Below are 23810 nucleotides of genomic sequence, written 5' to 3' on the forward strand. Positions count from 1 at the left end.
ATGAGCACCACGCCGCGCATCTCCGCGCTCTTCGACATGCTGCTGGAGCAGAAGGGCAGCGACCTGCACCTGAGCACCGGCTATCCCCCCATGGGCCGCATCCGTGGCGAGCTGACGCCGCTGCACGAGTTGCCCCTCACGCCCCAGGAAGTCGAAGGGCTCTTGTTCGAGCTCATCAACCCGCAGCAGAAGCGGCAGATTGTCGAGGAGCTGGACCTCGACTTCGCCTACGGCTACGGCACGAAGGCCCGCTTCCGCGCGAACTACTTCTACAAGCAGACGGGCCTGGGCGCGGTGTTCCGCACGATTCCCAGCAAGGTCCTCACGCTGGACGACCTCAAGACGCCCGAAATCGTGCGCAAGCTGGCCGAGCGTCGCAGCGGGTTGGTGCTGGTGACGGGCCCCACGGGCAGCGGCAAGTCCACGACGCTCGCGGGGATGGTGAACCACATCAACCAGACGCGTCCCGCGCACATCCTCACCATCGAGGACCCGGTGGAGTTCGTGCATGAGTCCGCGCGGGCACAGGTGACGCACCGTGAGGTGGGGCCGCACGCGTCCAGCTTCGCCACGGCCATCCGCTCGGCGGGGCGCGAGGACCCGAACGTCATCCTCATCGGCGAGCTTCGCACCAACGAGACGATGAAGCTGGCGCTCCAGTTGGCGAGCTTCGGCGTGTTGGTGTTCGCCACGGTGCACACCAACAGCGCGCCGGCGACCATCGACCGCATCATCAACTCGTTCCCCGCCGACGAGCAGGCGCAGGTGCGAGGCATGTTGGCGGAGAGCCTGGCGGGAATCGTCGCGCAGCAGCTCATCAAGACGGCGGACGGCAAGGGCCGCGTGGCGGCGCTGGAAATCCTCGTGGGTGGCGCGGCCATCGCCGCGATGATTCGCGAGGGCAAGGTCTTCCAGATTGCATCCAAGATGCAGGCGGGCCAGGGCCAGGGCATGCAGACGCTCGACATGCACCTGGAGAGGCTGGTGCGCGACAACATCGTCACGCCCGACGCCGCGCTGGAGAAGGCCCAGGACAAGGAGAACCTGGCCAAGGTCATCCAGCGCCTCAAGCCGGATTGGGTGCTGCCGGAGTCGATGAAGGCGTAGTCGCCCCAAAGCCCGCCCGCGACGGCGGAAATGTCCGGGCGAGAGGGAGACCTTTTCCGCCGGTGTCAGGAAGGCAAGGCCGTGGCGTCGCTGGGCCCGCAAGGGAGCCCTGGATGCGCTACGGCGATGACAAGTCCTTCGAGATGGCACGCAGTCTGTTGCCTTCCACGCACCGACAGGCAGCTCGCAAGAGTCGCGCGAGCTTGCACCGGCGCTCCCGCCGCAGCTCGAGGACCCGAGTCGCCCAGCTCATCAGAGACCCCGAGTTCGCCGAGGACTGCGCGGAGCTGGATGAAGACACCTCCTCCGAGATGCGGGGGCTGGTGTGGGAACGACAAGCCTCGGACAAGGTCAACCCCTTCATCCGCTGGGCGGAACAACGGACGTTGGACCAGCCTCGCGACCTGCGATTGGGGTTGATGCGCAAGGCGCTCCCCGATGGGCTCGTCGGCCGTCACGCGCTCTCTCATCTGAAGCAGGAGAAGCACTTCCTGAGCACCGCGGAGCTGTCGGCCCAGGAGTCCTGGCGCCTGTGCACGAGAAAGAAGAGCCTCCCGACCGAGCGCGGTCTGATGGCGCAACTCCTGCGCGAGCTGCTGCGGCTTCCCACCGGACAGAAAGCCTTGAACAGCTACCTCAAGCGCGCGTCGGCCACGGGATGGAGCAGGCAGTGGGGACACGACGGCCATCGTCATGTGGTGCTCCACGGCTCTCACGCGCCTCGCCTGCTGCTGGGAGTTCATGACGTGCTCCCCTTCCTGGATGACCTCGGCTTCGAGAGTCGGCTGGTGTCCTACTGGAGCCATCCCCCGCGGCCCGAGGCGCCGACCCGTCCCCTGGCCCTCAAGTTCCTGAGAACGTTCCATCGGCTGAAGGGAGACCTCACCGCCACGCTCGCGGCCCTCCCTGTGCCCGTCCTGACCAACCAGCCACGCTGAGGCACACACCCTCGGTAGGACCTGGAACCGCGACGAACCGACGTGCGCGAGCAGGCGACGCGGAACATGATGCACACCATGCTTCACGGCTTCGAGAGCACGACGACGGAACGGCTGCTGCTTCGCCCGTTTCGCGAGACCGACCTGGACGCGGTGTTCACACTCCATGGCGACCCGGAGACCTCTCGCTTCAACCCCTCCGGCCCCTTGCGCTCGTTGGACGCCGCGAGGGAGCTGCTAGCGCTGTGGCTGAGTGACTGGGCGAAACACGGCGTGGGGTACTGGGCCGTGGAGCAACGAGAGACACCGGGCGTCGTCGTGGGCGTCTGCGGCGTGCGCCACAAGCTGTTCGAGGGTCGGACGGTGTTGAACCTCGCCTATCGCTTCGCGCCTCGGACCCAGGGGCTGGGTTATGCGACGGAGGCCGCGCGCGTCGCCGTGGAGAAGGCCCGGCGACACCTCCCCGAGGTGCCCCTCGTCGCCATCATCCATCCGGAGAATGCACCGTCCCTCCGCGTCGCGGAGCGACTCGGGCTGCGGTTCGAGCGCATCACCGATTATGAGGGCACCCCGAGCCGCGTGTACGGGGTCGACTGAGCTTCGACGTGTCCGTGCGGCCTCCCGAGGCACAGGAGGACTACAACTCCTCGCGGAGCCCCTCTCGGAACACCGTGAATACCGCCTGCCCGCAGCGGTCCGATGTGTCCGCCTGCGCTCTCGCCACGCGCACCTCGTAGCGGACACCTCCCAGCAGAAGTCGCTTCGTCTCTCCAACAGAGACAGTGACGGGTGATGCGCCACGCTTCCGAGCATCCTCGAACCGGAGCCGTGCGCCCTGGGTGCGTGCGTCCTTTCGCCGCTCGCAGTCAGCAAGTTCCCACCGGACTCGCAGCTCCGGCACCAGTCCCGTGGGCAGCAGGACTTCGCCTTCCGGCGTGGTGGGCGCGCTCGGTACCGTGAGCAGCAAGAGCCCTCCGTCCGCGTCGCGGAGCGTGTCGCCCGAGAGGAGTTCTGGATGCTCTCCGTCGCTGGAGACACAGCTCGCGGGCTCGCGGTGGCTGACCCAGCCCACGGTACGTCCCGTCAGGTCCGCCAGGACCTCTGGCACGGTGAGCCCGTAGCTCAGGCCGCCGCGCATCTCGCCTGCCTTGTACTCCAGCACCGAGGCCCACTGGTCCCCATGGCGGTATGCACCTCGAAGTTGTCGGGCCACGGTGAACCGTCGCTCCAGCCGTGGGCCCGTGCGCTGGATGGAGCGCGTCTCCGGCGTCTCCTTGAAGGCCACGTCCACCCGGGCCGCGCGCCACACGTCCGCGCACGCGAGGGAGCCAGGTGACTCCGCAGCGCGTGTGCCTCCATCCGGCGTCGATTCCGCGGAGGCCCCCGACACCGTGATTCCGTCGGCGGACGAGGGCACCGCGCGCCTGGAGTCACGCGAAGCCACGTCGGACGGAGCGAGTCCTCCAGCGGGCGGCTCACGAACCCCGCCCACGGCTGAAGACCGTGGGGTCTCGGACCGCTCCGCGACAGCAGAGCCTGCGTCCGTCGCGGGAGGCTCGGGGCGAAGCCAGCAGGCACCGTGCATCAGCAAGAACCCCAGCGCACAGCTCCGCGCACCCAGCCGGTGTGGTCCTTCCGACTTCGGCATCACGTGCTCCTCTGCAGGGCAAGTGCCCTCCGCCTCCGCCGACTTTCGCCCTTCTGGTCAGGGGAGGCCAGCGATGCGGCGGCATGTCTGCTTCGCGGCTTTCGGTCACGGTCTGCCCCACCTACTCTCGCCCGTCCGAGGAAGGACCCGCATGACGACACGCGACAACTCCAGTACCCCTTCGACCATGGGGTGGCGGATGTCCCCGTGGACGTCTACGGCAAGCCGGGCAAGGGGCCGGTGGTGATTGACGCGGGCTGGGCGCCCTGCTCCCGACGAACCTGACGCATCCTGACCGTCGAGGTCAGAGGCATTCCGCGTACAGCAGCGTTCCATCCGCCGACACGTGGAAGTCGCGTCCCTCCACGCGTCCCCGAGACAGGAGTCGCTCCCGCTTGCGTCGGACGTCGTCACGCCGTCGCACCAGCGAGGACTCTTCGTGCGGCACCCTCGGCTGGAAGCGCGCGGGGCCCCCCTTGTCATCCGGCGCATAGCGGGTCAGCAGTGAGCGCTTCGAGCCTCGGCCCGCGCCGTCATCCGCGTCACCGTCGTCGGAGAAGTCGAGTTCCAGCGAGCCCCACTCGCCCACGTCGCAGTCGCAGGAGCCACAGCCCGGAAAGCCGCAGCCCAGGAAGCCATCGCGGCAGGAGACACACTCCGCCTTCGGTGACGAACCGCATGCCGCGCAGCCGTTGTCGCCAAATGAGTACGAGTGCCACCCCGAGTTGCTCACGCCCGCGAACTGGTAGCGGTAGTTCATCACGCTGTCGTGCACCACGCTGTACTGCCCCGGCACGTCGTTGCCGTTGTGGTCCAGGTTCAGGTTGTGGCCCAGCTCGTGGATGAACGTGCCGCGCTGCTCCTGGATGCTCGGACTGCTGAAGCAGCCCATGCTGATGATGAGGTCGTTGCCCAGCAGCTCGGCCTTTCCCGACGAGCAGCTCGTGAGGCTCGTGTGCCGGTTGGCCCACATCGCGTAGTGGAAGTACGGCCGGCGCTCGGGGTTCGCGGACGAGAACGCGCTCTGCTTCAGCGCGTAGAAGTCGACGCCGTTGGCGCAGCTCCCATAGCAGACCACCTCATGCCATGGCAGCGCGCTGTCGATGAAGGCATGCAGCCGCACGCTCCCACCCGTCTCCTGGGCGAATACGGCCGCCGCGTCCGCCACCAGGCCGGCGTACGGCTGCCGCGTGAGGTACGGGTTCGTCGGGTGCTGCATCCAGTCGACCTCCACGTAGAGGTCCCTTGCCGTGGGGCTGCTCCACTCGGAGAAGGAGAAGCCGTCATTGCCGAACACCTCCAGCGTGTCCGCTATCGAGTCCCCATCCGAGTCCTCGTTGTTCTGACTCAGTCCGATAAGCGGCTCGAGCGAGTCCGAGAGCCCATCCTCGTCACCGTCGTTGTCATCGAAGATGGTGGACCAGAGTTCCTCGTCGTGGACGAAGCTGGCCGTTCCGGCGCTGCCCGGGAAGCGCCCCACCACCACGCGCTGCGTGCCGACGTTCTGCGTGCTCGTCGCGGTGACGAGCGGGTAGTACTTCGGCCCGCTGTCGTCATCGTGCTGGAGGTACTCGGTATTGGAGCGCAGCAGGAAGAGGAGATGGTCTCCTCCCCCGGGACTGGTGGCCGAGGCCCGGAAGGTGTCCTTCGCGTTCCACGCGAAGAGGAGCGGCACGCCTCCGAAGGGCTGCTGCGACAGGAGCAGCGTCCCGTTGCGATACAGGCTCGTCGTGCCACCGCGCCCATCCGCGTACGCTCGCACCCAGACGCGGTAGTAGCCGGAGTCCGGCGCGACGAAGGTCACACACGAGCGCGTGGCGCCCTGGCAGTCGTCACCCACTGCGACCTGACTCCAGCCATTCCTGTCGCGCAACACGTGCAGCACCGTGTCCGGCACGGAGCCCGTCAGCTCTCGCGTCTCGAAGGTGTACGTCTGTCCCGCGTCGAGCCAGGTGCTCAGCCAGATGAAGCTGCCCCAGTCCCGCGATGCCACGTAGTGCGGCCCCGCCCACGCCATCATCGGCGCCAGCAGCAACACCATGCGAAGCGCCCCCATGAACGACTTCATCGCTTCTGCTCCCCCTGGAAGAACCACTCCTTGAATGTCTCTTGCGCGCGGTCGCGCTCCCCGGGCGAGAGAGTTCTCCACTTCACCTGCTCCTCCGCGAGCGCGCGCAGGTAGCGAGCGTCCTCGTCCCGTGCACGGGCGTCATCCGGAGGTGGGGCGGAGAGCTTCGCGACGAGATTGAGCGCGGCGAGATAGCGCTGCTCTTGTCGCGCCCGGGTCTCAGGGCTCGCGTCCTGGAAGGCTCGCTCCGTGCGAGTCACGAGCGCGGCCAGGTCGTCGACGGGCGCCTCGCGCAGGAGCGCTTCCTCATCTGGAGTCAGGGGAACCAGTGCGTCCTTCGCGAACCTCGTCAGCGGGGATGTCGCGGGGGTGGAACTCGCCACCTGCACCGTGAGGCCATCAGGTCCCTGGACCTGCTCGATGTGAAGGACAGGCTCCGGCGAGTCCTTGCGCGGGTCACCAGGCCGAGCCACCTCGGCTGGCTCCTGCTGCACCGTGGCCGAGTTCGCGGCGGAGTCCTCGCGTGACATGTGCCGAGGCACCAGCAGGGGGATTCCCGCCGCGAGCAGTACGACGCCCAACACCACGCTCCCGACTCCGACCTTGTCGCCTCGTGCGCGCATGCCGCCCCCACTCGCAGGCCACACGTCTAGCCGCAATTCGCGCCGGCATCAAACAGCCGGAGTCTCGGAAGGATTCAGCCCGAGACAGGCGTGGGGAGGACTCCCCTCGCCCACCGGCATCAAACAGCCGGAGTCTCGGAAGGATTCAGCCCGAGACAGGCGTGGGGAGGACTCCCCTCGCCCACCGGCATCAAACAGCCGGAGTGCGGAGACATTCAGCCCGGGACAGGCGTAATGAGGACTCTCCTCGCCCACCAGCATCAAGCAGCCGAGGTGCGGAGACATTCAGCCCGAGACAATCTCGCGGAGGAGTGTCACTCGGTCGGAGATCGGGGCAGCACGACGGGTGTCATCGAACGGCCCGGTGCGCCTCCGGACGGCGTCAGCGGGAAGACCTCGACGGTGCTGCGTCGAACACGTCGTGCGCCAGGCTCAACTCAACGGGCCTCGGGCTGTGACGTCAGGAAGGGTGGCTCCACCACCGGATGAGCACCGGGATATGGGGTGAGCACCTCGCAGCCCTCGCGCGTCACCAGGATGGTGTGCTCGAACTGCGCGGAGAGGCTTCCGTCCTCCGTCACCACCGTCCAGCCGTCCGCGAGCATTCGAATCTCGGGGCGGCCCAGGTTCACCATCGGTTCGATGGTGAGCACCATGCCGGAGCGCAAGGTGATGCCCGTCCCCCGCGAGCCGAAATGCGGAACATGGGGCGGCGCGTGCATGGAGCGTCCGATGCCGTGTCCTCCGAACTCCCGCACGATGCTGCACCCTTCCTTCTCCGCCAGCTCCTGGATGGCCGCGCCGATGTCGCCCATCCGAGCACCGTGACGCACGACGGAGACACCCACGTCACGACACCGGCGCGCCACGTCCACCACATGCCGAGCGTCGGCGGAAACGTCCCCGATGCAGAACGTGGCCGACGTGTCTCCGTGGTAGCCGTTCAGGCTGGTGGTGACGTCGACGTTGATGATGTCACCGGGGGCCAGTCTTTCGTCCGGGCGTGGGACGCCATGACAGACGACGTGATTGCGGCTGGTGCAGACCGTCGCGGGAAAACCGTGGTAGCCCAGCTGGCTGGGCGTGCCGCCTCGACGGGCCGTGTCCTCGCGCACCCACTGGTTGATGTCCTCCGTGGAGATGCCCGGCGTCAGCTTCCCCGCGACCCAGGCGAGCGTGCCAGCAGCCGCCTCGCCCGCACGACGCAGACGCTCCACCTCGGTGCCCTTGAACAATGGTGTTCCCATGGGGAGCCAAGGTGTCCCTGGGGGGCGTCAGCGTCCAATGCTGTTTCGGTATCGCGCTCGAGGGCGGGGGTGCAGGACAGGGGCGCTCGCGGTAACCTGGGGCCGTGAGCATCACCCACCTCCAGTCCTTCGTCGCGGTGGCCGAGGAACGCCACGTGGGCCGCGCCGCGCGCCGGCTCCATCTCACCCAGCCGCCGCTGAGCCGCCACATCCTCGCGCTCGAGGACGAGCTCGGCACGCGCCTCTTCGAGCGCACTCGACAGGGCATGCGCCTGCTTCCCGCTGGAGAGGTCTTCCTTCACCACGCGCGCCGCATCCTCGCGGAGGTGGACACCGCGGTGCTCACCGTGCGCGGCCTCTCACCTCGCGACGCGGGCGGGTGAGGCAAAGCGCACGCCTGCTCGCTAGCCCGGAACCTCCACCGGGAACTCCAGGGCTTCTCCCCGGTGAGACAGGACCGCTGTGCGAATCAACTCGCGAAGCTGGCGCGCACTGAGCGGCAGGTCGGCGAAGACTCGCGAGGGCGAGAAATCTCCCAACGCCAGCCCTGGTCCCTGTTCCGGTCCCCAGATGCGCTCAGCCACGAGTTCGTAACGTGACCCGGCCAGCTCGAGGGAGACCGCGCAGTCCCTGTCATTGAGCCTCCGCGCGGCGAGCACTTTCATCACCCCGCCTCGCGGGTGTGAAGTCCGCTCCAACACGTCGTGACCACACATCCAGGATGCCCCCGCGCTCGTTGCGAACTGGACGATACCACGAGGCCTCGACGAGCCTCATGACGCTCGGCGGGCGCCCGTGCCCGAGGTGGGGACATACTGCCGCGCCGAGAGCCACCGGACCGAAAAGGAACCGCCAGACATGCCGCGCAGGTCGTCATGCATCCCGTCATCACCTCGTCGGCTCGTGGTTCCCTGGGTGCTGCTCTCGTCACTGGCCTGGGCTCAAACACCAGACACCGAAATAACGACGACGGAGTCCAGCGCGCGGAACACCGTTGTTGGCACCTCCTCATCGCCTGAGTCGCGCACTCGCATCGCCGGCTCCGACGGCTCCGACGGCTCCGACGGCTCCGACGGCTCCGACGGCTCCGACGGCTCCGACGGCTCCGACGGCTCCTCCGTAGCTGTACAGGAGCTGCCCGCCGCCAATGTACCCACGGCGCCTGAGACGACCCCTCGTGTCGCTGTCGATGCGCCCATGAAGCAGGTGGCGACCTCCCGCGCCTTCGCCGAGGCACCCTCACAGCACGAGGCGCCTGCTGCTCCCATCGCCGATGCGTCCACCGCGCCTGAGGTTCCATCAAGTACGACGCTGCCCACAACGACGCCAGAGACAAGCGCATCCTCGCGAACCGTCGTCACGGGCACGCGCCTTCCACGTCCCGTGCGAGATGTGCCCGCCACCACCGTGGTGCTGCCTCGCGAGGAAATCGACCGCAGTCCCTCGCTGACGCAGGACACCCTCGTCCGCTCCCTGCCCTCGGTCGCCACCTTCCGCCGCACGCCGAGCCTCGTCTCCGACCCGACCGCCCAGGGCCTCAACCTGCGCGGCCTCGCTCCCTCCGGCGTCGCGCGCACCCTCGTCCTGTTGGACGGCGTCCCCGTCAATGACCCGCTCGGGGGCTGGGTCTTCTGGCGCTCGCTCCCGCGCCTTGGACTGGACCGCATCGAGATCGTCCCCGGTGGCGGCTCCGCCCTCTATGGCAGCTCCGCGCTCGGCGGCGTCGTGCAGCTCATCTCCCGCCCCATCACCGGCCCGGCGCTCGACGCGGACCTCTCCGCCGGCAACCGCGACACGGGCCTCCTCGCCGCGCGCGGTGCACACCGCTGGGGCTCCATCGCCGCCGCCGTCGAAACCGAGCTGCTCACCAGCAGCGGCTATCGCATCGTCACCCCGGGCCAACGCGGCGCCATCGACAGCGACACGCCCAGCAACCATGTCGTCCTCAACGGCCGCGTCGAAGCTCAACCTTCCGATGCGCTGACGCTGTCCGCTCGCGCCAACCTCTTCCGTGAGAACCAGAACGGAGGCACCCGCTTCACCACCGCTCGCGTGGAGCTGGCGCACTTCGGCGCGGGCGCGCGATTTCAAACCGACACGCTGGGCACCTTCTCCCTGGACCTCTACGGCCGTGCCCTTCGCTTTGAACAGAACCGCGCCCGCGTCGCCCAGGACCGCGCCGCTGAGTCCCTCGCCGCGTCCCAGGACGTGCCTGCTGATGACCAGGGTGCCTCACTCGTGTGGACCGCGCCGAGCTGGACGGCGGGGGGCACCCATCAGCTCTCCGCGGGACTCGACGCTCGGCGGCTGGCGGGCACATCCAGCGAGCAACTCTTCCCACCCACGCAAACTCCCGACACCGTTCTCACCCGTGAAGCCGGCGGCACGCAGTGGACAGGTGGCGTGTTCCTCCAGGACCTCTACGCCATCACTTCCGCACTGGAGCTGTCGGCCGCGCTCCGCTTCGACGTCTGGCGCAACACGCAAGGGCTCCAACGCGTCGAGCGAGCCAGCGGCACGGTGGACACCACGCCCTTCGAGGACCGCACCGAGCACCAGCTCAGTCCACGCCTGGGCGTGCGCCTGCGCCCCTGGGACGCCGTCACGCTGCGTGCCTCCGGGTATCGAGCCTTCCGCGCCCCGACGCTCAACGAGCTCTATCGCCCCTTCCAGGTCGGCACCGTGTTCACCGCCGCGAACGCGAACCTCGGCGCGGAGCGCCTGTGGGGCGCGGAGGCTGGCGTGGAAGTCGAGCCCCTGCGCACCCTCACCGCCCGCGTCACCGGCTTCTGGAATGTGCTCGAGGACCCCATCACCAACGTCACCCTTCCCGACGGTATGGGCCGCGAGCGGCAGAATCTGGGTCGCGCCCGCGTGCGCGGCGTGGAGGCCAGCATCGACTGGCGACTGTCACGCCAGTGGACGACGCTCCTCGGGTACACCTTCGTGGACCCCACCGTGACGGATGCGCCCGGCCAGCCGGCGCTCGTGGGCCGACACCTCGCGCAGGACCCCAGGCATCGAGCGGCCGCCAGCCTCACCTTCGAGGACCCGTCCCTCGTCACCGCCACCGTGCAGCTCCGAGTCACCGGGCCTCAATACGAGGATGACCTCAATGAGCGCGGCATGGGTGGCGCGCTCGTCGTGGATGCGGCCGTCAGCCGGCGGCTCTTCTGGAAGGTGGACCTCTTCGCCGCGGTGGAGAACCTCTTCGACCGCGAATATCTCGCGGGCCGCGCGGGCGTGGACACGTTGGGCCCGCCCCTGCTCGCGCGCGTGGGCCTGCGACTTCGTGACGCGCCCTGAGCCTCCGAGGCGGTCACACGGCATCCCCGGCAGCACCGTCACACCCATCCAGTAGGGTGGACCTCTCCGCCGCCAGGAAGAATGGTGGCACTCATTCAGCACAGAGGTGGTCGTTGACGACGAAGCAGTCCCGCCAGAAGACCTCGAAAGCGAAGGGCAAGAAATCCTCGGCGCCACGGAGACAACAGTCGACGTTGGCGGGGTCCAGAGCGCCCGACGTCGGTTTCCTGCTCGAGCGCGTGGTGGCGATTCTCGAGAAGTCCCGCGCGCAGGTCCTTCGCTCCATCAACAGCATGATGGTGCTGGCGTACTGGCAGATTGGGCGAGAACTCGTCGAGTTCCATCAAGGCGGCGCACACCGAGCAGGCTATGGCGACCAGCTCCTCGAAGCCCTCTCCGCCCGCCTTCAAGAGCGAGTAGGTCGGGGCTATTCCACGACGAATCTCCGCTACTTCAGGACGTTCTATCTCGCGTACGCAGACCGCTCCCCTGAGATTCGCCACATCGAAAGTGGCGAATCTTCAAGGGCGTCCTCGGGCGCATCAACCGGCCCCGAGCGTGAGTTCCGCCACAAGGAACGAGGCGTGCTCCAGTACCTCGAGCGAGCACTCGGGCACCAGGGCGTTCTCGAGGGTTTCTCGCCGATGCTCGGCTGGTCACATTATCGGTTGCTCATGAAGCTCGAGCACGAGGCCGAACGGCGCTTCTACGAAATCGAGGCCGAGCGCGGCTCCTGGCCCGTCGAGCACCTCGAACGACAGATTCACACGCACCTCTTCGCGCGCCTGCTCAAGAGCCGCGACAAGCACGGCGTCATGGACCTCGCGACCCGGGGACAGGTCCTCGAGAGACCAGCCGACGCCATCAAGCACCCCTTCGTCCTCGACTTCCTCGACCTTCCCGAGAGCGAGCTGCTGCGCGAGAGCGACCTGGAGCACGCGATCCTCGGCAAGCTCTCGCACTTTCTCCTCGAGCTCGGCAGGGGCTTCGCCTTCGTGGCGAGACAGAAGCGATTGTCCTTCGAGGACGAACACTTCTACGTCGATCTCGTTTTCTACAACGTCATCCTGAAGTGCTACCTGCTCATCGACCTCAAGCTTGGCAAGCTCGCGCACCAGGACGTGGGCCAGATGGACAGCTATGTGCGGCTGTTCGATGCGCAGGGACGAACAGAAGGCGATGGCCCCACGATTGGGCTCATCCTCTGCGCGCAGAAGAACGAAGCGGTGGCCCGCTACTCCATCCTCCACGAGCATGAACAACTCTTCGCCGCCAAGTACGTGACCTATCTGCCGAGCGTCGAAGAACTGGAGCGAGAGCTGGCCCGCGACAAACGCCTGCTCGACGCGCGCGCCCCGGGCGTTCGCACGCCGAAGGGGCAACACCCGCGGCGACCTCGCAAGCGAGCGGGTGGAGGACGAGCGACGCGGTAATGCTCACGGACACTGGCGCGAATAGCCGATACGCCGGAGCATTCGCATCGGCTCCTGGGCTTCGACCAGTTCCGTGTACATCACATGCGCGCGGCCCTGTTCATCCACCTCCAGGGCCCAGTCGAAGAAGGGTGAATCGAGGAGGCTGGACTCCAGGTCGATGACCGTCTTCGGCGCCCAATCCCCCCGCGCGTCGTTCCGGTACTCCAACCGCTTCCCGAGATTGCGCAGCACATGAATCACCCCCGAGGCGGAGAACCTCAGCTCACCAGAAGACGACTCGAAGGGAAGGATGCTCGTCGACCACTCGCCTGGAGCACTCCGGCTGCTCAGCGACAAGACGCCCGCCTTCGCCCAAAGGATGTGCGGCACCCCCGCTGGTGACACCGCGATGACCGGATTCGCACCCGCCGCGGCCACCTGCTCCCTCACCCACGTCCCCGAGGCGTTCGTCGCGTAGAAGATGCCAGCGCGTCCAAGCACGGCGTCGTACTCATACGTCACATGGGCTTTGCCCTGGCCATCCGCGCGCAGCGACACGCGCGTGGAGAGCGACCCGAGCTCGATGCCCGTATCGATGACAGACAAATCACCAATACGACCCTGCACATGGTTGAGCCGGTGCTTCACCGCATCCACCAGGCTGATGGCATGCAGCCTGCCCTGCGCATCCAGGTCATGGGCACGCACCAGGCCACTCATCAGCCGAGCGTGCTCCCAGCGTCCCCCTGTGTGATGGAGGAAATCGGTGGGGACCACCTGCGCCAGGTCATCGGACCGCGGGCTGATGGCCAGGTGGACCTCACCCGCCGCATCCACGCGGATGCCACCCAACCACCACTGCCCTCCCGCGAAACCCGTCTCGGCGAAGACGCGCCAGGGCTTCGTCGTCACCACTCGCAGCACCGCGTCGGTGTACTCGACGAAGTACGCCTCACCATCCGCATCCAGGGCGAACTGTGGATACCCCCTGTCTGCTCCCAGCGGCAGCACCGTGCGCGACTGCCAGCCGTCCTCGCAGTCGCTCCACGCCGTCATCCGCGCATCCACACCGCCATCCCCCAGCGGCCGGACGGGGATGTTCAGCCCACCGTCAGGCCCCGCGTCCTCGGAAAGCGGAATCCCACCATCCCGCCCACCGTCAGGCCCCGCGTCCGGCTCCCCGCCATCCGGCCCCTCCTTCCCACCGAGTTCATCCCCTCCGTCCGGTGAATCGCTCCCCGAGTCCGGGGGAGGCTCCCCCATGGGCACCAGCGAGATGGGCTCACACGCACACACCAACGCCACCGCGGCGAGCAGGACGAGGCGCAGGAAGGGAAGGACCAGACAGTCCACGTCAGGGCTCTGGGGTGTGCGGGGACAGCCGGTGAAACAGACCCGGCCGAAGGCATACGAAATGAGCGGAATTCTCGGGCAATTTCGCCCAGAAATTCAGCTCACTCCACCGAACGCAAGGACCGCACGGGGCGCACCGGGCCGTTGAACCAGCGGCTCAGCTCCACCAGGTCGTCCATCCGCCGCGCGTCCGGCAGGCTGGCCAGGAAGACCTGGCCATACGCCTTGGTGAGGATGCGCCGGTCCAACATCGCGACGATGCCCTTGTCGGACTGGGTGCGAATCAGGCGCCCGAAGCCCTGACGCAGCGCCAGCGCCGCCTGGGGGAGCTGGTACTGCTCGAAGGGCTCCTCGCCCCGCGTCTGGAGCTGCTTGATTCGCGCGGCCACCAGCGGGTCACCCGGCGAGGCGAACGGGAGCCGGTCGATGATGACCAGGCTCAGCGCATCCCCCGGCACGTCCACGCCCTCCCAGAAGCTGTGCGCCGCGAAGAGCACGCTCGGCGTGTCGCGGAACGCCTCCAGCAACTGCGCCTTGGGCCGCTCCCCCTGGAGCAGCGCCTGATACGGCAGCCGCCCCGCCGCCAGCTCGTACGCGCGCACCATGTTGCGCAGCGACGTGAAGAGCACGAAGGCGCGGCCCCCCGTCACCTGGCAGAGCTGGACGATTTCCTCCGCCGCCGCCTCGATGAAGCCAGGGGCGCTCGGGTCCGGCAGATGCGTGGGCAGATACAGCGCGGCCTGGCGCGGGTAGTCGAACGGGCTGGGCACCGCCAGCGTGCGCACGCGCGTCACCGTCTGGCCATCCTCGCCATACAGCCCCATGCGCCGGGCGAAGAAGTCGAAGCGGCTCTCCGCCGCCAGCGTGGCGGACGTGTACACCACCGTGTCGAGCGCGCCGTACATCCGCTCGCGCAGCTCCTTCGCGACGTCGATGGGACTGGCGCGCAGGAACAGCCCCTTGCCGCGCTGCTCCGCCCAGTACACGTGGTCCGACGACTCGGCCTTCTCCAGGAAGGAGAGCTGCTCCTCCAGCTCGTCCGCGCGGCGCGTAATCGCGGCCAGCTCCGGCTCGCGCTCGCCCGCACTGAAGGCGGACAACGCGGCCAGGCCCTCGCGCACACCGCCCAGCGCGCTGGACAACTTGCCCATCGCCTCCGGCTGAATCGAGACGGAGGCCTCGTGGCCCGACAGCCCCAGCGCCCGGGGGGCCTGCGCGAAGAAGGCGTCCGCGCCGGTGCGCAGCCGCGCGGCCAGCGCTCGCAACATCGCGTGCCGCGAGTCGTCTTCCTTCAACGACGCCACGGCGTCGCGCGCCAGCTCTTCCAGCCGGTAGTTGGAGACCCCCACGCCGAAGTGGCCGCTCGCCGCGTCCTCCAGCGCATGCGCCTCGTCGAAGACGACGGCCTCGTAGTACGGCAGCACGCCCTCGGTGCGCTTGCCGGAGCTGCGCAGCGACAGGTCCGCGAAGAAGAGGTGGTGGTTGACCACCAGCAGGTCCGCGCTCTCCGCGCGCTTGCGCATGCGCGTGACGAAACACGACTCGTACAGCGGGCAGCGCGTGCCCACGCACGTCTCGGACGTGGTGGACAGTCGAGACCACGCACTGAACGACTCCGGCAAATCCAGCTCGCTGCGGTCCCCGGTCTGCGTGTCCTCCGCCCACGCCTTGAGCTTGGGCCAGTACCGCGCCTCGTCGCGAGAGCCGAACTGCGGCTCCTTGGCGAAGGCCCCGTAGCGATGCAGGCACAGGTAGTTGTTGCGCCCCTTGAGGTACGCGGCCTCGAAGGTGAGCCCCATCTTCTCGCGCAGGAGCGGCAGGTCCTTGAAAAAGATCTGGTCCTGCAGCGTCTTCGTCGCCGTGGACACCACGACGCGGCGGCCCGACAACAGCGCGGGCACCAGGTAGGCGAGCGTCTTGCCCGTGCCCGTGCCCGCCTCCGCCAAGAGGTAGCTGCGCTCCGCGAAGGCCCGCTCCACGGCGCGCGCCATCTGGAGCTGCTCCGGCCGGTGCTCGTACGCGGGCAGGGCCACCTGGAGCGCGCCCCCCGGACCGAGCAGGCTGTCGACGGTGAGTGACGGAGAGACGGGAAGCGTCATCGGGAGTGGCGAGCCTCGCGGGAGCGGCCCGACACGATAGCAGCCAGCCGCGCCCCAGGCCCGTTTCCATCCACCATCCATGCCCCACGCCCGCATGGCCGGCCGCCCCGCGGGGGAGTCGCCGCCCGCCGCGTCAGGGCAGGTCGCTGAAGAAGAGCAGCCGCACGCGCTGGATGATGAACGTGAAGAGCACCAGCACCACCAGCGAGAGCGCCGCGATGGCGGCCGCTCGCAGCCGCCGCTTGCCTGGCGACACCTCCGAGGACTCCACCTCCGTGGGCACCACCAGGGTGGCCCGCCGCACCACTTCCTCCCGTGCCCGGTGCGCCACGGCGTCGTCCGGCGCCCGCGCCAGCCGCACCCGGTACAGGCGGCCCGCCGAGGCCAGCTCCCCGCGACCCATGGCCAGGGTCAGCAGCCTGTCGTGCGCCTCCCACTCCTCCCAGTGCTCCGCCAGCGAGCGCCACGCCCCCATCAGGTCGTCCGAGGGCTTGTGCTCCTCCGCCATGAAGTTGGCGTACACCAGCCCGCACTGCGCGCAGGACGTGTCCACCTCCCGCCGCGGCGACACGCACTTGGGACAGTGTCCCGGCGGAGGCGTGAAGAGCGCCTCGTCGTCCAGCGTCACCGGCACCGCCGAGCCCCGCACCACCCGCAGGGCCGGCGTGCTGGCGCGCGCGGGCAGCGGCGGCACCGACGCCGTCGCGTCCTCCACCGAGGACTGCGTCGAGCCGGAGCCCTCGCCCGACAGCGCCGGGGACACCGAGAGCGGCAGCGACGCACGCGCGCGGCTCTCCGCGCCACACCGCTGGCACGACACCACCAGCCCGCCCCCCTCCATCCGGAAGGACTCCAGGGGGATGAGCCGCTCACAGGCTTCACACTGGAACTTCATGACACCACCTGACGCAGCGGCACGGGCATCGCGCAGCCGATGAGGGCCAAGAGGCACAGCGCGCAGATGAGCTTGCGCGTGGGACTGAGGGGCTCCAGCGGCGCCACGACGTCAGGGTGCCCGAAGCCCACCACCTTGCTCGTCACCAGGAGCCACAGGCCCCAGGACGCGGTGACGAAGAGCGTGAGGAACAAGAGCAGCGCGGCCATGGCCCGCCCCACCCAGTGCGCGTGACGGCCCAGCAGCGCGAAGGCCAGGTGCCCGCCGTCCAGCTGTCCCATGGGCATCAGGTTGAGCAGCGTGACGAGCAGGCCGAACCAGCCCGCGATGACCACCGGATGTACCAGCACGTCCTTTCCCTCCGGCAAGGGCCCCAGCGCCAACCACGTCAGCCCCCGCATCAGCAGGCTGTCACCAAACAGGGTCTGCACGCCATGAAACGTCTCTTCCGGCGCGGCGGGCGCGTGCGTCAGCTTCGCCATCACCCAGGTGAACAAGTCCTTGCCGTACGCCCACAGCGACATCTCGCCGGGGAACTGCGAGGGCACGTGGGGCGCGTCCACCACCGTGGAGTGCGCAAGCCCCCAGTAGAGGATGGGCAGCGCCACCACCAGGCCCGCCAGCGGTCCCGCCGCGCCAATATCCACCAGCGCGTTGCGGTGCGGGATTCGGTCCCGGATGCGGATGACGGCGCCCAGCGTGCCCACGCCCAGCACGGGCAACGGGATGAAGTACGGCAGCGACGTGTCCACGCGGTGGATGCGCGCGAGCACGTAGTGGCCCATCTCGTGAGTGCCCAGGATGGCCAGCAGCGACAGGCTGAAGGACAGCGCGCGCATCGCCGCTTCCCGGGAGACCTCGTCCGGCGAGTACGGCCGCTGGAAGTGGAAGTACAGCAGGTACGAGGTGAAGGTCGTCACCACCGTCAGCAGCAGCAGCAGCAGGTGAATCCAGTACCGGGGCGCGGGACGTGCGGCGGGGACGATGTCCATTCGGAAGCCTCGGGGTTTGGGGCTAGCAAGGCGAGATGTGCATTGCAACGCGAGCGCGCTCACCCAACGGGCGTACAGTGTGTCCGGACGGACCTTGACATGGAGTCGACATCTGGTACGTACCCCGGCGCTTGAGGTCCCATTCAAACGGACGAGCGTTCCCTTCACGGGGGTGCTCGACCACCGTCCAAGCAACACTCAACGAGGGGAAAACCATGAAGAAGCTCATCCTGTCCGCCGTTGCCGCGTCCAGCCTCATCGGCTGCACCAGCGTCGAGAGCGCTGTTGTCTCCGGCACCGAAATCGCGGCGAACGGTGAGGCCGTGGCCGTCATCCAGACCAACGCGCTGGGCCTGACCGCCATCTTCCACATCATCGACATCGTCCAGAGCGACCTGGACACCGTGGTGAACAAGCTCCTGATCGCCGAGGCGAAGGCGATGGGCGCGTCCAAGGTCGACCTGAAGTCGGCGTCCACCACCCCCCGTCACGGCATCTACGCCCTGTTCGGCACCATCATCGGCATCACCTCCTCCACGGCCACCGGCGTGGCGGTGAAGTAGTCAGGCCGCCGGCCCTCACGGCGGCACCTTTCGGGAGGCCCCCTGGCGACAGGCGGGCCTCCTTGCTTTTCAGCCCCCCTCCTGCCTCACTTTCTCATTCCATGCGCCTGCGCCTCTTCGTGCCCTGTGTCCTCCTCGCCCTCGCGGGCTGCCCACGAAAGACGGACGACACCGCAGCGCTGGCCGCGCAGGTGAAACAGCGGCTGGCGGAGCGGGACACCAAGCTCGGCGGGTATCACATCGCCGGCACGGTGAAGGACGAGGGCCAGGACGAGGTGCCCTTCTCGTTCGACTACCGCGCGCCTCAGCGCATGCGCGGCACGCTGGGCACACCCGCCACGCGCATCTTCTCGTGGGACGGCACCCACCTCTTCGAGCAGTTGGACGGCGAGAAGCGCTTCACCACGTTCAAGTCGGAGCTGCCTCCCGCGAAGCTCGCGGGCTTCCTCACGGAGACCTTCGGAGTCTTCACGCCCGAGGGCTTCCGCGCGCCGCTCGTGTCCCACGGCGCCACCCTGCGCCGCGTGAAACATCCCCGCGCGCCAGAAGCCGTGGAGCTGGCGGTGACGCTGGGGGGCGAGGCCCAGGGCCTGGAGCTGGTGTACGTGCTGCGCTGGCCGGGGCTCGACTTCCTGGACAAGCGCTCGCGCGCGCCGGACGGCACGCAGGCGGAGGTCCGCATGGAGGAGGAGCACTGCGACGCGGCCCTGGCACTGTGCGTCCCCCGGCGCCTCACCCGGTGGCTGGGGGGGCGGAAGGTCGGGGAGACGGTGCTCTCGCGTGTGGAGCTGAACAGCCCGCCGCCCAATGACACCTTCACCCTCACGGCACCAGAGGGCTACGATGTGAAGACACGAACACTGGTGGAGGCGACCCCAGAGAACCCGCCCACGGGCGGTTGACCGCCACCTGGGGCGTCCCCACTTTGGCCCGGGAGGCGCGCGATGGTGGAGAACGTCATCTTCGACGTCGATGGAACGCTGGTGGACTCGGTGGACGAGCACGCCGAGGCGTGGCGACGTGCGTTCCTGCACTTCGGCAGGGATGTCCCGTTCGCCCATGTGCGCAGTCAGATTGGCAAGGGAGCCGACCAGCTCATCCCCGTCTTCTTCAACGACGACGAGTTGGAGCGCTTCGGCAAGGAGCTGGAGGAGTACCGCTCCGCGCTGTTCCTGCGGGAGTTCCTGCCCAAGGTGAGGCCCCTGCCTCGCGTGAGGGAGCTGTTCCAGCGGCTGCGTCAGCACGGCCGACACCTGGCCCTGGCCTCCAGCGCGAAGGACGAGGAGCTCCAGTACTACGTGCGGCTGTGCGGCATCGAAGGCCTGTACGAGACCCAGGCGAGCAAGGACGAGGTGGACAAGAGCAAGCCTCACCCGGACATCTTCGAGAGCGCACTCGCCAGGCTGGGCCGCCCCGCGCCGGACGTCACGGTGGTGGTGGGCGACACGCCCTATGACGCGCTCGCCGCCGGCAAGCTGGGCCTGTCCACCGTGGGCGTGCTGGCCGGAGGCTTCTCTCCGGAGGACCTGCGTTCCGCGGGCTGCCGCATCCTGGTGAAGGACCCCTCGGAGCTGCTGCGGCTGGCCGAGGACTCCTCGGTCGACTGGCCGTGGAACGGACCTGGCGCCACGCCGCCGGCCTCCAAGGACGAAGAGCCTCGCTGAAGCAGCGCGTTCGCGCCCCACCTCGAGCACACCGAGGATGGGGCGCGAGCCGCGCGCGACTACCTGCGCGAGCCGCCCCGGCCGCGTGAGCCGCGCGTTCCGGTGGTGCCGCGACGGGAAACACCTCGGGTGCTCTTGCGAGCCGTGCCGCGCTTGGAGCGCGTGCTCGTGGAAGTCTTGCGAGCCGTGGCCCGGCGTCCGGCGACGCGACGCGCGGTGGACTTGCTCCCAGAGCGCGTGGCGCGCACGGGCTTGCGCGTCCTCGAAGCAACCGCCTTGCGAGCCGATGCGGACCGCTGCGCGGCGGTGCGCTTGCGCGCGGCCTTCTTCGCGGCGGCGCGCACCTTGGGACGGCGCCGGGCCATCTTGGCCTTGCTGCCGGAGCCACCCTTCATCCCACCGCCGGTGGCCTTGTTCACCGTGGCCCAGGCCCGAGCCGCCGCCGTCTTGTCCGACGTGCCGCGAGCCTCGTAACCCTTCTCGATTTTCTCGGCCATCCGCTTCTGTTTCGCCGTGTACTTCGCCTTGCTTCCTCGTGCCATGCATCGCCCTCCAGGCCTTGCGCTTCACCGGCGCGGAGCCGGCCGCGCCTGAAAGGTGTGCAGCCACCCTGGCACACGGAAGGGGCGCGACGGCCACCTCTGTCCCTCCGCAACTTCTTCCGACGCACCGGGTTTCAGCAAAGCGAGGCCGGACACCGCCGCACTTCGAACCTGGAGCCATCCCCATGAAACGAGTCACCGCTCACCGTCGCATCCTCGCCGCCGCGCTGTGTTTCACCCTGCCCTTCGGGCTCACCGCCTGCGGCGATGACGTACCAGACGAGACCACTCGGTACGTGGGCGAGGCCGCGTCGTATCTCACCGCGGCCGAGGAGGACGGCGCGCTGGGCGCGGACGCGGTGGCGGACACGGACGCGACACAGCAGGGGGCCATGGCCGACGAAGACGTGAGTGGCCTGGAGATGGAGCCCACCGACGACGGGAAGGCGTGCGACTTCAGCGAGCACCAGCGGACGGTGATGGCGAAGTACGACGACGACGGGGATGGCGCGCTGAACGCGCGGGAACTGCGCGAGCTGAAGGCGGACGTGGGTGAGCGGCGCGACACCTTGCGTCCCCGGCTGGCGCAGCTGGGCCGACGCGCGCGGCACTGGGCCTTCTGGCGCGTGCGCTGGGCCTTCGACGAGAACGGCGACGGCGCGCTGTCCGCCGAGGAGCGCACCGCGCTGGTGGACGCCATGGAGGCGCGCTGCCAGCGCCTGCGCACCGAGCGCCTGGAGCAGCACGACACCAACGGGGACGGGACGCTGGACGAGCCGGAGCGGCAGGCGGCACGGGAGGCTCGGCGCGCCCGCTGGGAGGCCCAGCGCCAGGAGCGGCTGAGCACGTACGACGCGAATGACAACGGTGTGCTCGATGCGGGTGAGCATGTCGCGCTGAGGCAGGACCGGGTGGAGGCCGCCCAGGAGCGCCGGGCGACACTGCTGGCCACGTACGACACCAACGGTGACGGCCGCCTGAGCACGGAGGAGGCCCTCCCGCTGCGTCAGGACATCCAGCGCCGCATCATCGAAGGACGCGACGCGGAGGGCTGAACCTCTGCACGAGACAACCCAACTCCGAGGCAGGAGCGCCCTGACCCGCGACTTTTCTGGGAGTCTTGGACCTCCGCCGTCCCGCCCTCGTTGAGGAGCCGAGCAGCGGGCGACTCGGCTCCCCCACTCTTCTACGGTGGGGGCTGAAGCGGCTTCACGAGCCCGGCCCGCGCCAGCAGCTCCCGCACGCGCCTCGACAGCGCCACGTGCTCCGGGTTGGCCACCGTGAAGCGTTCCGGCGTCAGAACGATGAGCGTACCCTTGTCCTCGACCGGCTCAACGCGCACGGGAGCGGGAAGCGGGGGCACCGTGCCCCAATGACGGGCGAGGTACGTCACCCAGCCCACCCAAATGTCGGCTTTGCCTTCTTCATCGTCCATATCCCGGTGCGCACGAGACATGACCACCGCCCAGTCAGGCTCCCAGGCCACCGCCATGGCGCGCACCACTTCGGTCAGCACGGATGCCGCGAGGATTCGCTCCGCGTTCTTCCCCGGGTAGGGAAGTGACAGTAAGCATGCATTGTCGGTGCTGCATCCGACGTAGCCCCCGCACTGCATTCTCACTGAGACAAAGTTTGAGCCGGCGCCGTCGTTGTATGCCGAGACGGTCCAACCCAACTCTTCAATGGGGGGCCCGCCGGAATCTCGGTTGACGCCGCGCCGGAACGCCTCCGTCAAGGTGGGGAGGTCAGGGGGCATGAGGGGGATTTTCCGTCCCTTTCGCGGCTTGGGAAGCTTGTTCCAGTGCGCCAGCAGGGGGTCACACGCGGCCAGCATGTTGAGGAAGGTCGCTGCTCGTCGGGCGCACTCCTCTGGGGATTCCCGTCTCGGCCCCCAGTGGGCACCCGCGTAGTAGGTCTCAGGGTGGGCCCTGGGCGCGGATTGAACGGTCATGATTCGCTCTTCTGAGGGTACCAGGGGGCGTGCCAGGGTGTGGATGGCGGTGATCTCCTTGTAGCCATCGAACTTCACGCCACCGCTGTTCCTGCCCACGCCACCCACCCAGGAGGCGTCATCGTAGGAGTGTCCTGAAATCTGTTCCTGATACGCCCGAGCACGAGGGGACGCGCCCTTGCTCGCGTGGGGCCATACAGGGGCAACGGCCGTGGGGTGAAAAGGCTCGCGACCGCTGAGGATTGCGAACCCTTTCAAGTGGACGCGGAGGGCTGAACCCTCGCCTCCCAGCTCGCCCCCCGCGTCCCCAGGGATGTCGCATGACCGCTGTCTTTCGGTCCTCTTCCCCCGGAGACCGCTGGCCCCTTCGGCTCCGCGTGCACACCTTTTCCCGCACGCAGCAAGGAGGAGGTCCCCCTGGAACCCGCGCTCATCGAGCCTCCACGCCGGCTGGCCCCGGACGACGGGCCGGCGGCCCTGGTGGTCAACACGCAGTCCCGCTCGGGCAGGGAGGCCTATTCGCTCGCCCGGGACGCCCTCGCCTCGCGGGGCGTCATCCTGACGGAGAGCCACGCGCTGTCGAAAAGCGGACGGCTGCGCCGAGTGCTGGAGCAGATGCTGGCGCGCGGCACTCGCCGCATCCTCGTCGGGGGCGGAGACGGAACGCTGAGCGGCGCGGTGGCACATCTGCTGGGGCGTGACGTGACGCTGGGCGTGCTGCCGCTGGGCACCGGCAACGACTTCGCTCGCTCCCTGGGCATCCCTCCCGACGTGGAGTCCGCGTGTGACGTCATCGCGAAGGGCTATGCGGCGCGCGTGGACGTGGGGCTCGCCAACGGGCGCCCCTTCCTCAACGCGGCGAGCCTGGGCCTGGCCGCCGCGATTGCCCGGCGACTGACGAAGCGCCTGAAGCAGCGCGCGGGCAGGCTGGCCTATCCGGTGGCCGCCGCCGCCGAGGCGAAGGACCTGCGGCCCTTCCGCATCCGCATCAAGGCGGATGAACAGGAACTGGAACTGGATGTGCTCCAGCTCGTGGTGGGCAATGGGCGCTACCACGGCGCGGGCAACATGGTGGCGCCCGATGCGCGCCTGGATGACCGACGACTGCATGTCTATGCCGTCGCCGCGCCCTCCTCGACCTCCGGCAGGGACGGCACGGGCCTGGGCCAGCTCCAGGACCTGGCCACGCTCGCGCGCGTGGCGCTGTCGGTGCGCTCCGGGGAGCACGGGGAGAACCCCGCCGTCACCTCGCTGCTCGCCGTGCGGCTGTATGTGGAGGCCACGCCTCCGCAGGAAGTGAACGCGGACGGAGAGCTCGTCGGCATGACGCCCATGCGCTTCGAGGTGGCCCCCGCGGCCCTGCGCGTCTACGCGCCCGCGCCCTCCTGAATTCCGAAAT

At 68.6% G+C, this 23810-nt stretch carries 21 protein-coding genes; 11 read left to right on the plus strand and 10 right to left on the minus strand.

Features of this window, described 5'->3' with window-relative positions; translation table 11 throughout:
* The 3 genes from HUA78_RS08430 (at position 1) to HUA78_RS08440 (ending at position 2642) form a co-directional block, all read left to right on the plus strand.
* Positions 1-1107: a type IV pilus twitching motility protein PilT gene (locus HUA78_RS08430; RefSeq protein WP_174454112.1), complete on the plus strand. Its 1107-nt coding sequence runs from the start codon at positions 1-3 to the stop codon at positions 1105-1107.
* Between the two features lie 113 nt (positions 1108-1220).
* Positions 1221-2045 (plus strand): hypothetical protein, encoded by an 825-nt coding sequence (locus tag HUA78_RS08435; RefSeq protein WP_174476034.1) that lies wholly within the window; start codon positions 1221-1223, stop codon positions 2043-2045.
* Between the two features lie 66 nt (positions 2046-2111).
* Positions 2112-2642 (plus strand): GNAT family N-acetyltransferase, encoded by a 531-nt coding sequence (locus tag HUA78_RS08440; RefSeq protein ID WP_254623604.1) that lies wholly within the window; start codon positions 2112-2114, stop codon positions 2640-2642.
* Between the two features lie 40 nt (positions 2643-2682).
* On the opposite strand, the gene HUA78_RS08445 is transcribed toward HUA78_RS08440, so the two are convergent.
* The 4 genes from HUA78_RS08445 to map form a co-directional block, all read right to left on the minus strand.
* Positions 2683-3462 (minus strand): hypothetical protein, encoded by a 780-nt coding sequence (locus HUA78_RS08445; protein WP_217442387.1) that lies wholly within the window; start codon positions 3460-3462, stop codon positions 2683-2685.
* A gap of 535 nt (positions 3463-3997) precedes the next feature.
* Positions 3998-5761 carry a hypothetical protein gene (locus tag HUA78_RS08450; protein ID WP_174476035.1) on the minus strand — a complete coding sequence of 588 codons (1764 nt, stop codon included), beginning with the start codon at positions 5759-5761 and terminating at the stop codon, positions 3998-4000.
* Positions 5758-6384, minus strand: coding sequence for a hypothetical protein (locus tag HUA78_RS08455; RefSeq protein WP_174476036.1), 627 nt, complete (start codon positions 6382-6384; stop codon positions 5758-5760). Before HUA78_RS08455 ends, HUA78_RS08450 begins: the two co-directional genes overlap by 4 nt.
* Positions 6385-6821: 437 nt before the next feature.
* Complete coding sequence (map, locus tag HUA78_RS08460) at positions 6822-7631, minus strand: type I methionyl aminopeptidase (RefSeq protein WP_174476037.1); 810 nt, start codon at positions 7629-7631, stop codon at positions 6822-6824.
* A 104-nt stretch (positions 7632-7735) separates the two neighbouring features.
* Here map and HUA78_RS08465 point away from each other — a divergent pair, with 104 nt between their 5' ends.
* The 3 genes from HUA78_RS08465 to HUA78_RS08475 all read left to right on the plus strand — a co-directional run bounded on the left by HUA78_RS08465 (position 7736) and on the right by HUA78_RS08475 (position 12370).
* Entirely contained in the window at positions 7736-8014 is a 279-nt protein-coding gene (locus HUA78_RS08465) for a LysR family transcriptional regulator (RefSeq protein WP_141646277.1), read from the plus strand.
* Positions 8015-9014: 1000 nt separating this feature from the next.
* Positions 9015-10937 (plus strand): TonB-dependent receptor, encoded by a 1923-nt coding sequence (locus tag HUA78_RS08470; RefSeq protein WP_371745525.1) that lies wholly within the window; start codon positions 9015-9017, stop codon positions 10935-10937.
* Positions 10938-11131: 194 nt separating this feature from the next.
* Complete coding sequence (locus tag HUA78_RS08475) at positions 11132-12370, plus strand: YhcG family protein (protein WP_217442388.1); 1239 nt, start codon at positions 11132-11134, stop codon at positions 12368-12370.
* A 3-nt stretch (positions 12371-12373) separates the two neighbouring features.
* Here HUA78_RS08475 and HUA78_RS08480 read toward each other — a convergent pair whose 3' ends face one another.
* From HUA78_RS08480 to HUA78_RS08495, 4 genes are all read right to left on the minus strand, one after another.
* Positions 12374-13705 carry a hypothetical protein gene (locus tag HUA78_RS08480; RefSeq protein ID WP_174476039.1) on the minus strand — a complete coding sequence of 444 codons (1332 nt, stop codon included), beginning with the start codon at positions 13703-13705 and terminating at the stop codon, positions 12374-12376.
* 101 nt (positions 13706-13806) lie between these two features.
* A complete protein-coding gene (locus tag HUA78_RS08485) occupies positions 13807-15804 on the minus strand; it encodes an ATP-dependent DNA helicase (protein ID WP_174467865.1) in 1998 nt (665 codons plus the stop codon).
* A gap of 133 nt (positions 15805-15937) precedes the next feature.
* The gene (locus tag HUA78_RS08490; protein ID WP_141646282.1) at positions 15938-16699 is read right to left on the minus strand and encodes a hypothetical protein; all 762 of its coding nucleotides are present in this window, start codon (positions 16697-16699) and stop codon (positions 15938-15940) included.
* Positions 16696-17691, minus strand: coding sequence for a site-2 protease family protein (locus HUA78_RS08495; protein ID WP_141646283.1), 996 nt, complete (start codon positions 17689-17691; stop codon positions 16696-16698). Before HUA78_RS08495 ends, HUA78_RS08490 begins: the two co-directional genes overlap by 4 nt.
* Before the next feature lie 215 nt (positions 17692-17906).
* Here HUA78_RS08495 and HUA78_RS08500 point away from each other — a divergent pair, with 215 nt between their 5' ends.
* The 3 genes from HUA78_RS08500 (at position 17907) to HUA78_RS08510 (ending at position 19918) form a co-directional block, all read left to right on the plus strand.
* Positions 17907-18254: a hypothetical protein gene (locus HUA78_RS08500; RefSeq protein WP_141646284.1), complete on the plus strand. Its 348-nt coding sequence runs from the start codon at positions 17907-17909 to the stop codon at positions 18252-18254.
* Positions 18255-18355: 101 nt separating this feature from the next.
* Entirely contained in the window at positions 18356-19156 is an 801-nt protein-coding gene (locus HUA78_RS08505; protein WP_141646285.1) for a hypothetical protein, read from the plus strand.
* Between the two features lie 42 nt (positions 19157-19198).
* Entirely contained in the window at positions 19199-19918 is a 720-nt protein-coding gene (locus HUA78_RS08510; protein ID WP_174476040.1) for an HAD family hydrolase, read from the plus strand.
* 59 nt (positions 19919-19977) lie between these two features.
* On the opposite strand, the gene HUA78_RS08515 is transcribed toward HUA78_RS08510, so the two are convergent.
* A complete protein-coding gene (locus tag HUA78_RS08515) occupies positions 19978-20460 on the minus strand; it encodes a transcriptional regulator (protein WP_174476041.1) in 483 nt (160 codons plus the stop codon).
* Between the two features lie 185 nt (positions 20461-20645).
* On the opposite strand from HUA78_RS08515, the gene HUA78_RS08520 reads away from it, so the two are divergent.
* A complete protein-coding gene (locus HUA78_RS08520) occupies positions 20646-21515 on the plus strand; it encodes a calcium-binding protein (RefSeq protein ID WP_174476042.1) in 870 nt (289 codons plus the stop codon).
* A 131-nt stretch (positions 21516-21646) separates the two neighbouring features.
* On the opposite strand, the gene HUA78_RS08525 is transcribed toward HUA78_RS08520, so the two are convergent.
* The gene (locus HUA78_RS08525) at positions 21647-22489 is read right to left on the minus strand and encodes an immunity 52 family protein (RefSeq protein WP_371745526.1); all 843 of its coding nucleotides are present in this window, start codon (positions 22487-22489) and stop codon (positions 21647-21649) included.
* Positions 22490-22888: 399 nt separating this feature from the next.
* Here HUA78_RS08525 and HUA78_RS08530 point away from each other — a divergent pair, with 399 nt between their 5' ends.
* Entirely contained in the window at positions 22889-23800 is a 912-nt protein-coding gene (locus HUA78_RS08530) for a lipid kinase (RefSeq protein ID WP_254614205.1), read from the plus strand.
* The last annotated feature ends 10 nt before the right edge of the window (positions 23801-23810 follow it).

Origin of the sequence: Myxococcus sp. CA033, from assembly GCF_013336625.1 — a bacterium.
GTDB classification, from domain to species: Bacteria; Myxococcota; Myxococcia; order Myxococcales; family Myxococcaceae; genus Myxococcus; species Myxococcus llanfairpwllgwyngyllgogerychwyrndrobwllllantysiliogogogochensis.

Bases quoted from the DNA above. Each gene is read 5' to 3' on its own strand.
- HUA78_RS08495 (WP_141646283.1), bottom strand. From the start codon at position 17,691: ATGGACATCGTCCCCGCCGCACGTCCCGCGCCCCGGTACTGGATTCAC.
- map (WP_174476037.1), bottom strand. From the start codon at position 7,631: ATGGGAACACCATTGTTCAAGGGCACCGAGGTGGAGCGTCTGCGTCGT.
- HUA78_RS08490 (WP_141646282.1), bottom strand. From the start codon at position 16,699: ATGAAGTTCCAGTGTGAAGCCTGTGAGCGGCTCATCCCCCTGGAGTCC.
- HUA78_RS08485 (WP_174467865.1), bottom strand. From the start codon at position 15,804: ATGACGCTTCCCGTCTCTCCGTCACTCACCGTCGACAGCCTGCTCGGT.
- HUA78_RS08510 (WP_174476040.1), top strand. From the start codon at position 19,199: ATGGTGGAGAACGTCATCTTCGACGTCGATGGAACGCTGGTGGACTCG.
- HUA78_RS08455 (WP_174476036.1), bottom strand. From the start codon at position 6,384: ATGCGCGCACGAGGCGACAAGGTCGGAGTCGGGAGCGTGGTGTTGGGC.
- HUA78_RS08515 (WP_174476041.1), bottom strand. From the start codon at position 20,460: ATGGCACGAGGAAGCAAGGCGAAGTACACGGCGAAACAGAAGCGGATG.
- HUA78_RS08500 (WP_141646284.1), top strand. From the start codon at position 17,907: ATGAAGAAGCTCATCCTGTCCGCCGTTGCCGCGTCCAGCCTCATCGGC.
- HUA78_RS08435 (WP_174476034.1), top strand. From the start codon at position 1,221: ATGCGCTACGGCGATGACAAGTCCTTCGAGATGGCACGCAGTCTGTTG.
- HUA78_RS08430 (WP_174454112.1), top strand. From the start codon at position 1: ATGAGCACCACGCCGCGCATCTCCGCGCTCTTCGACATGCTGCTGGAG.
- HUA78_RS08440 (WP_254623604.1), top strand. From the start codon at position 2,112: ATGATGCACACCATGCTTCACGGCTTCGAGAGCACGACGACGGAACGG.
- HUA78_RS08520 (WP_174476042.1), top strand. From the start codon at position 20,646: ATGAAACGAGTCACCGCTCACCGTCGCATCCTCGCCGCCGCGCTGTGT.
- HUA78_RS08505 (WP_141646285.1), top strand. From the start codon at position 18,356: ATGCGCCTGCGCCTCTTCGTGCCCTGTGTCCTCCTCGCCCTCGCGGGC.
- HUA78_RS08450 (WP_174476035.1), bottom strand. From the start codon at position 5,761: ATGAAGTCGTTCATGGGGGCGCTTCGCATGGTGTTGCTGCTGGCGCCG.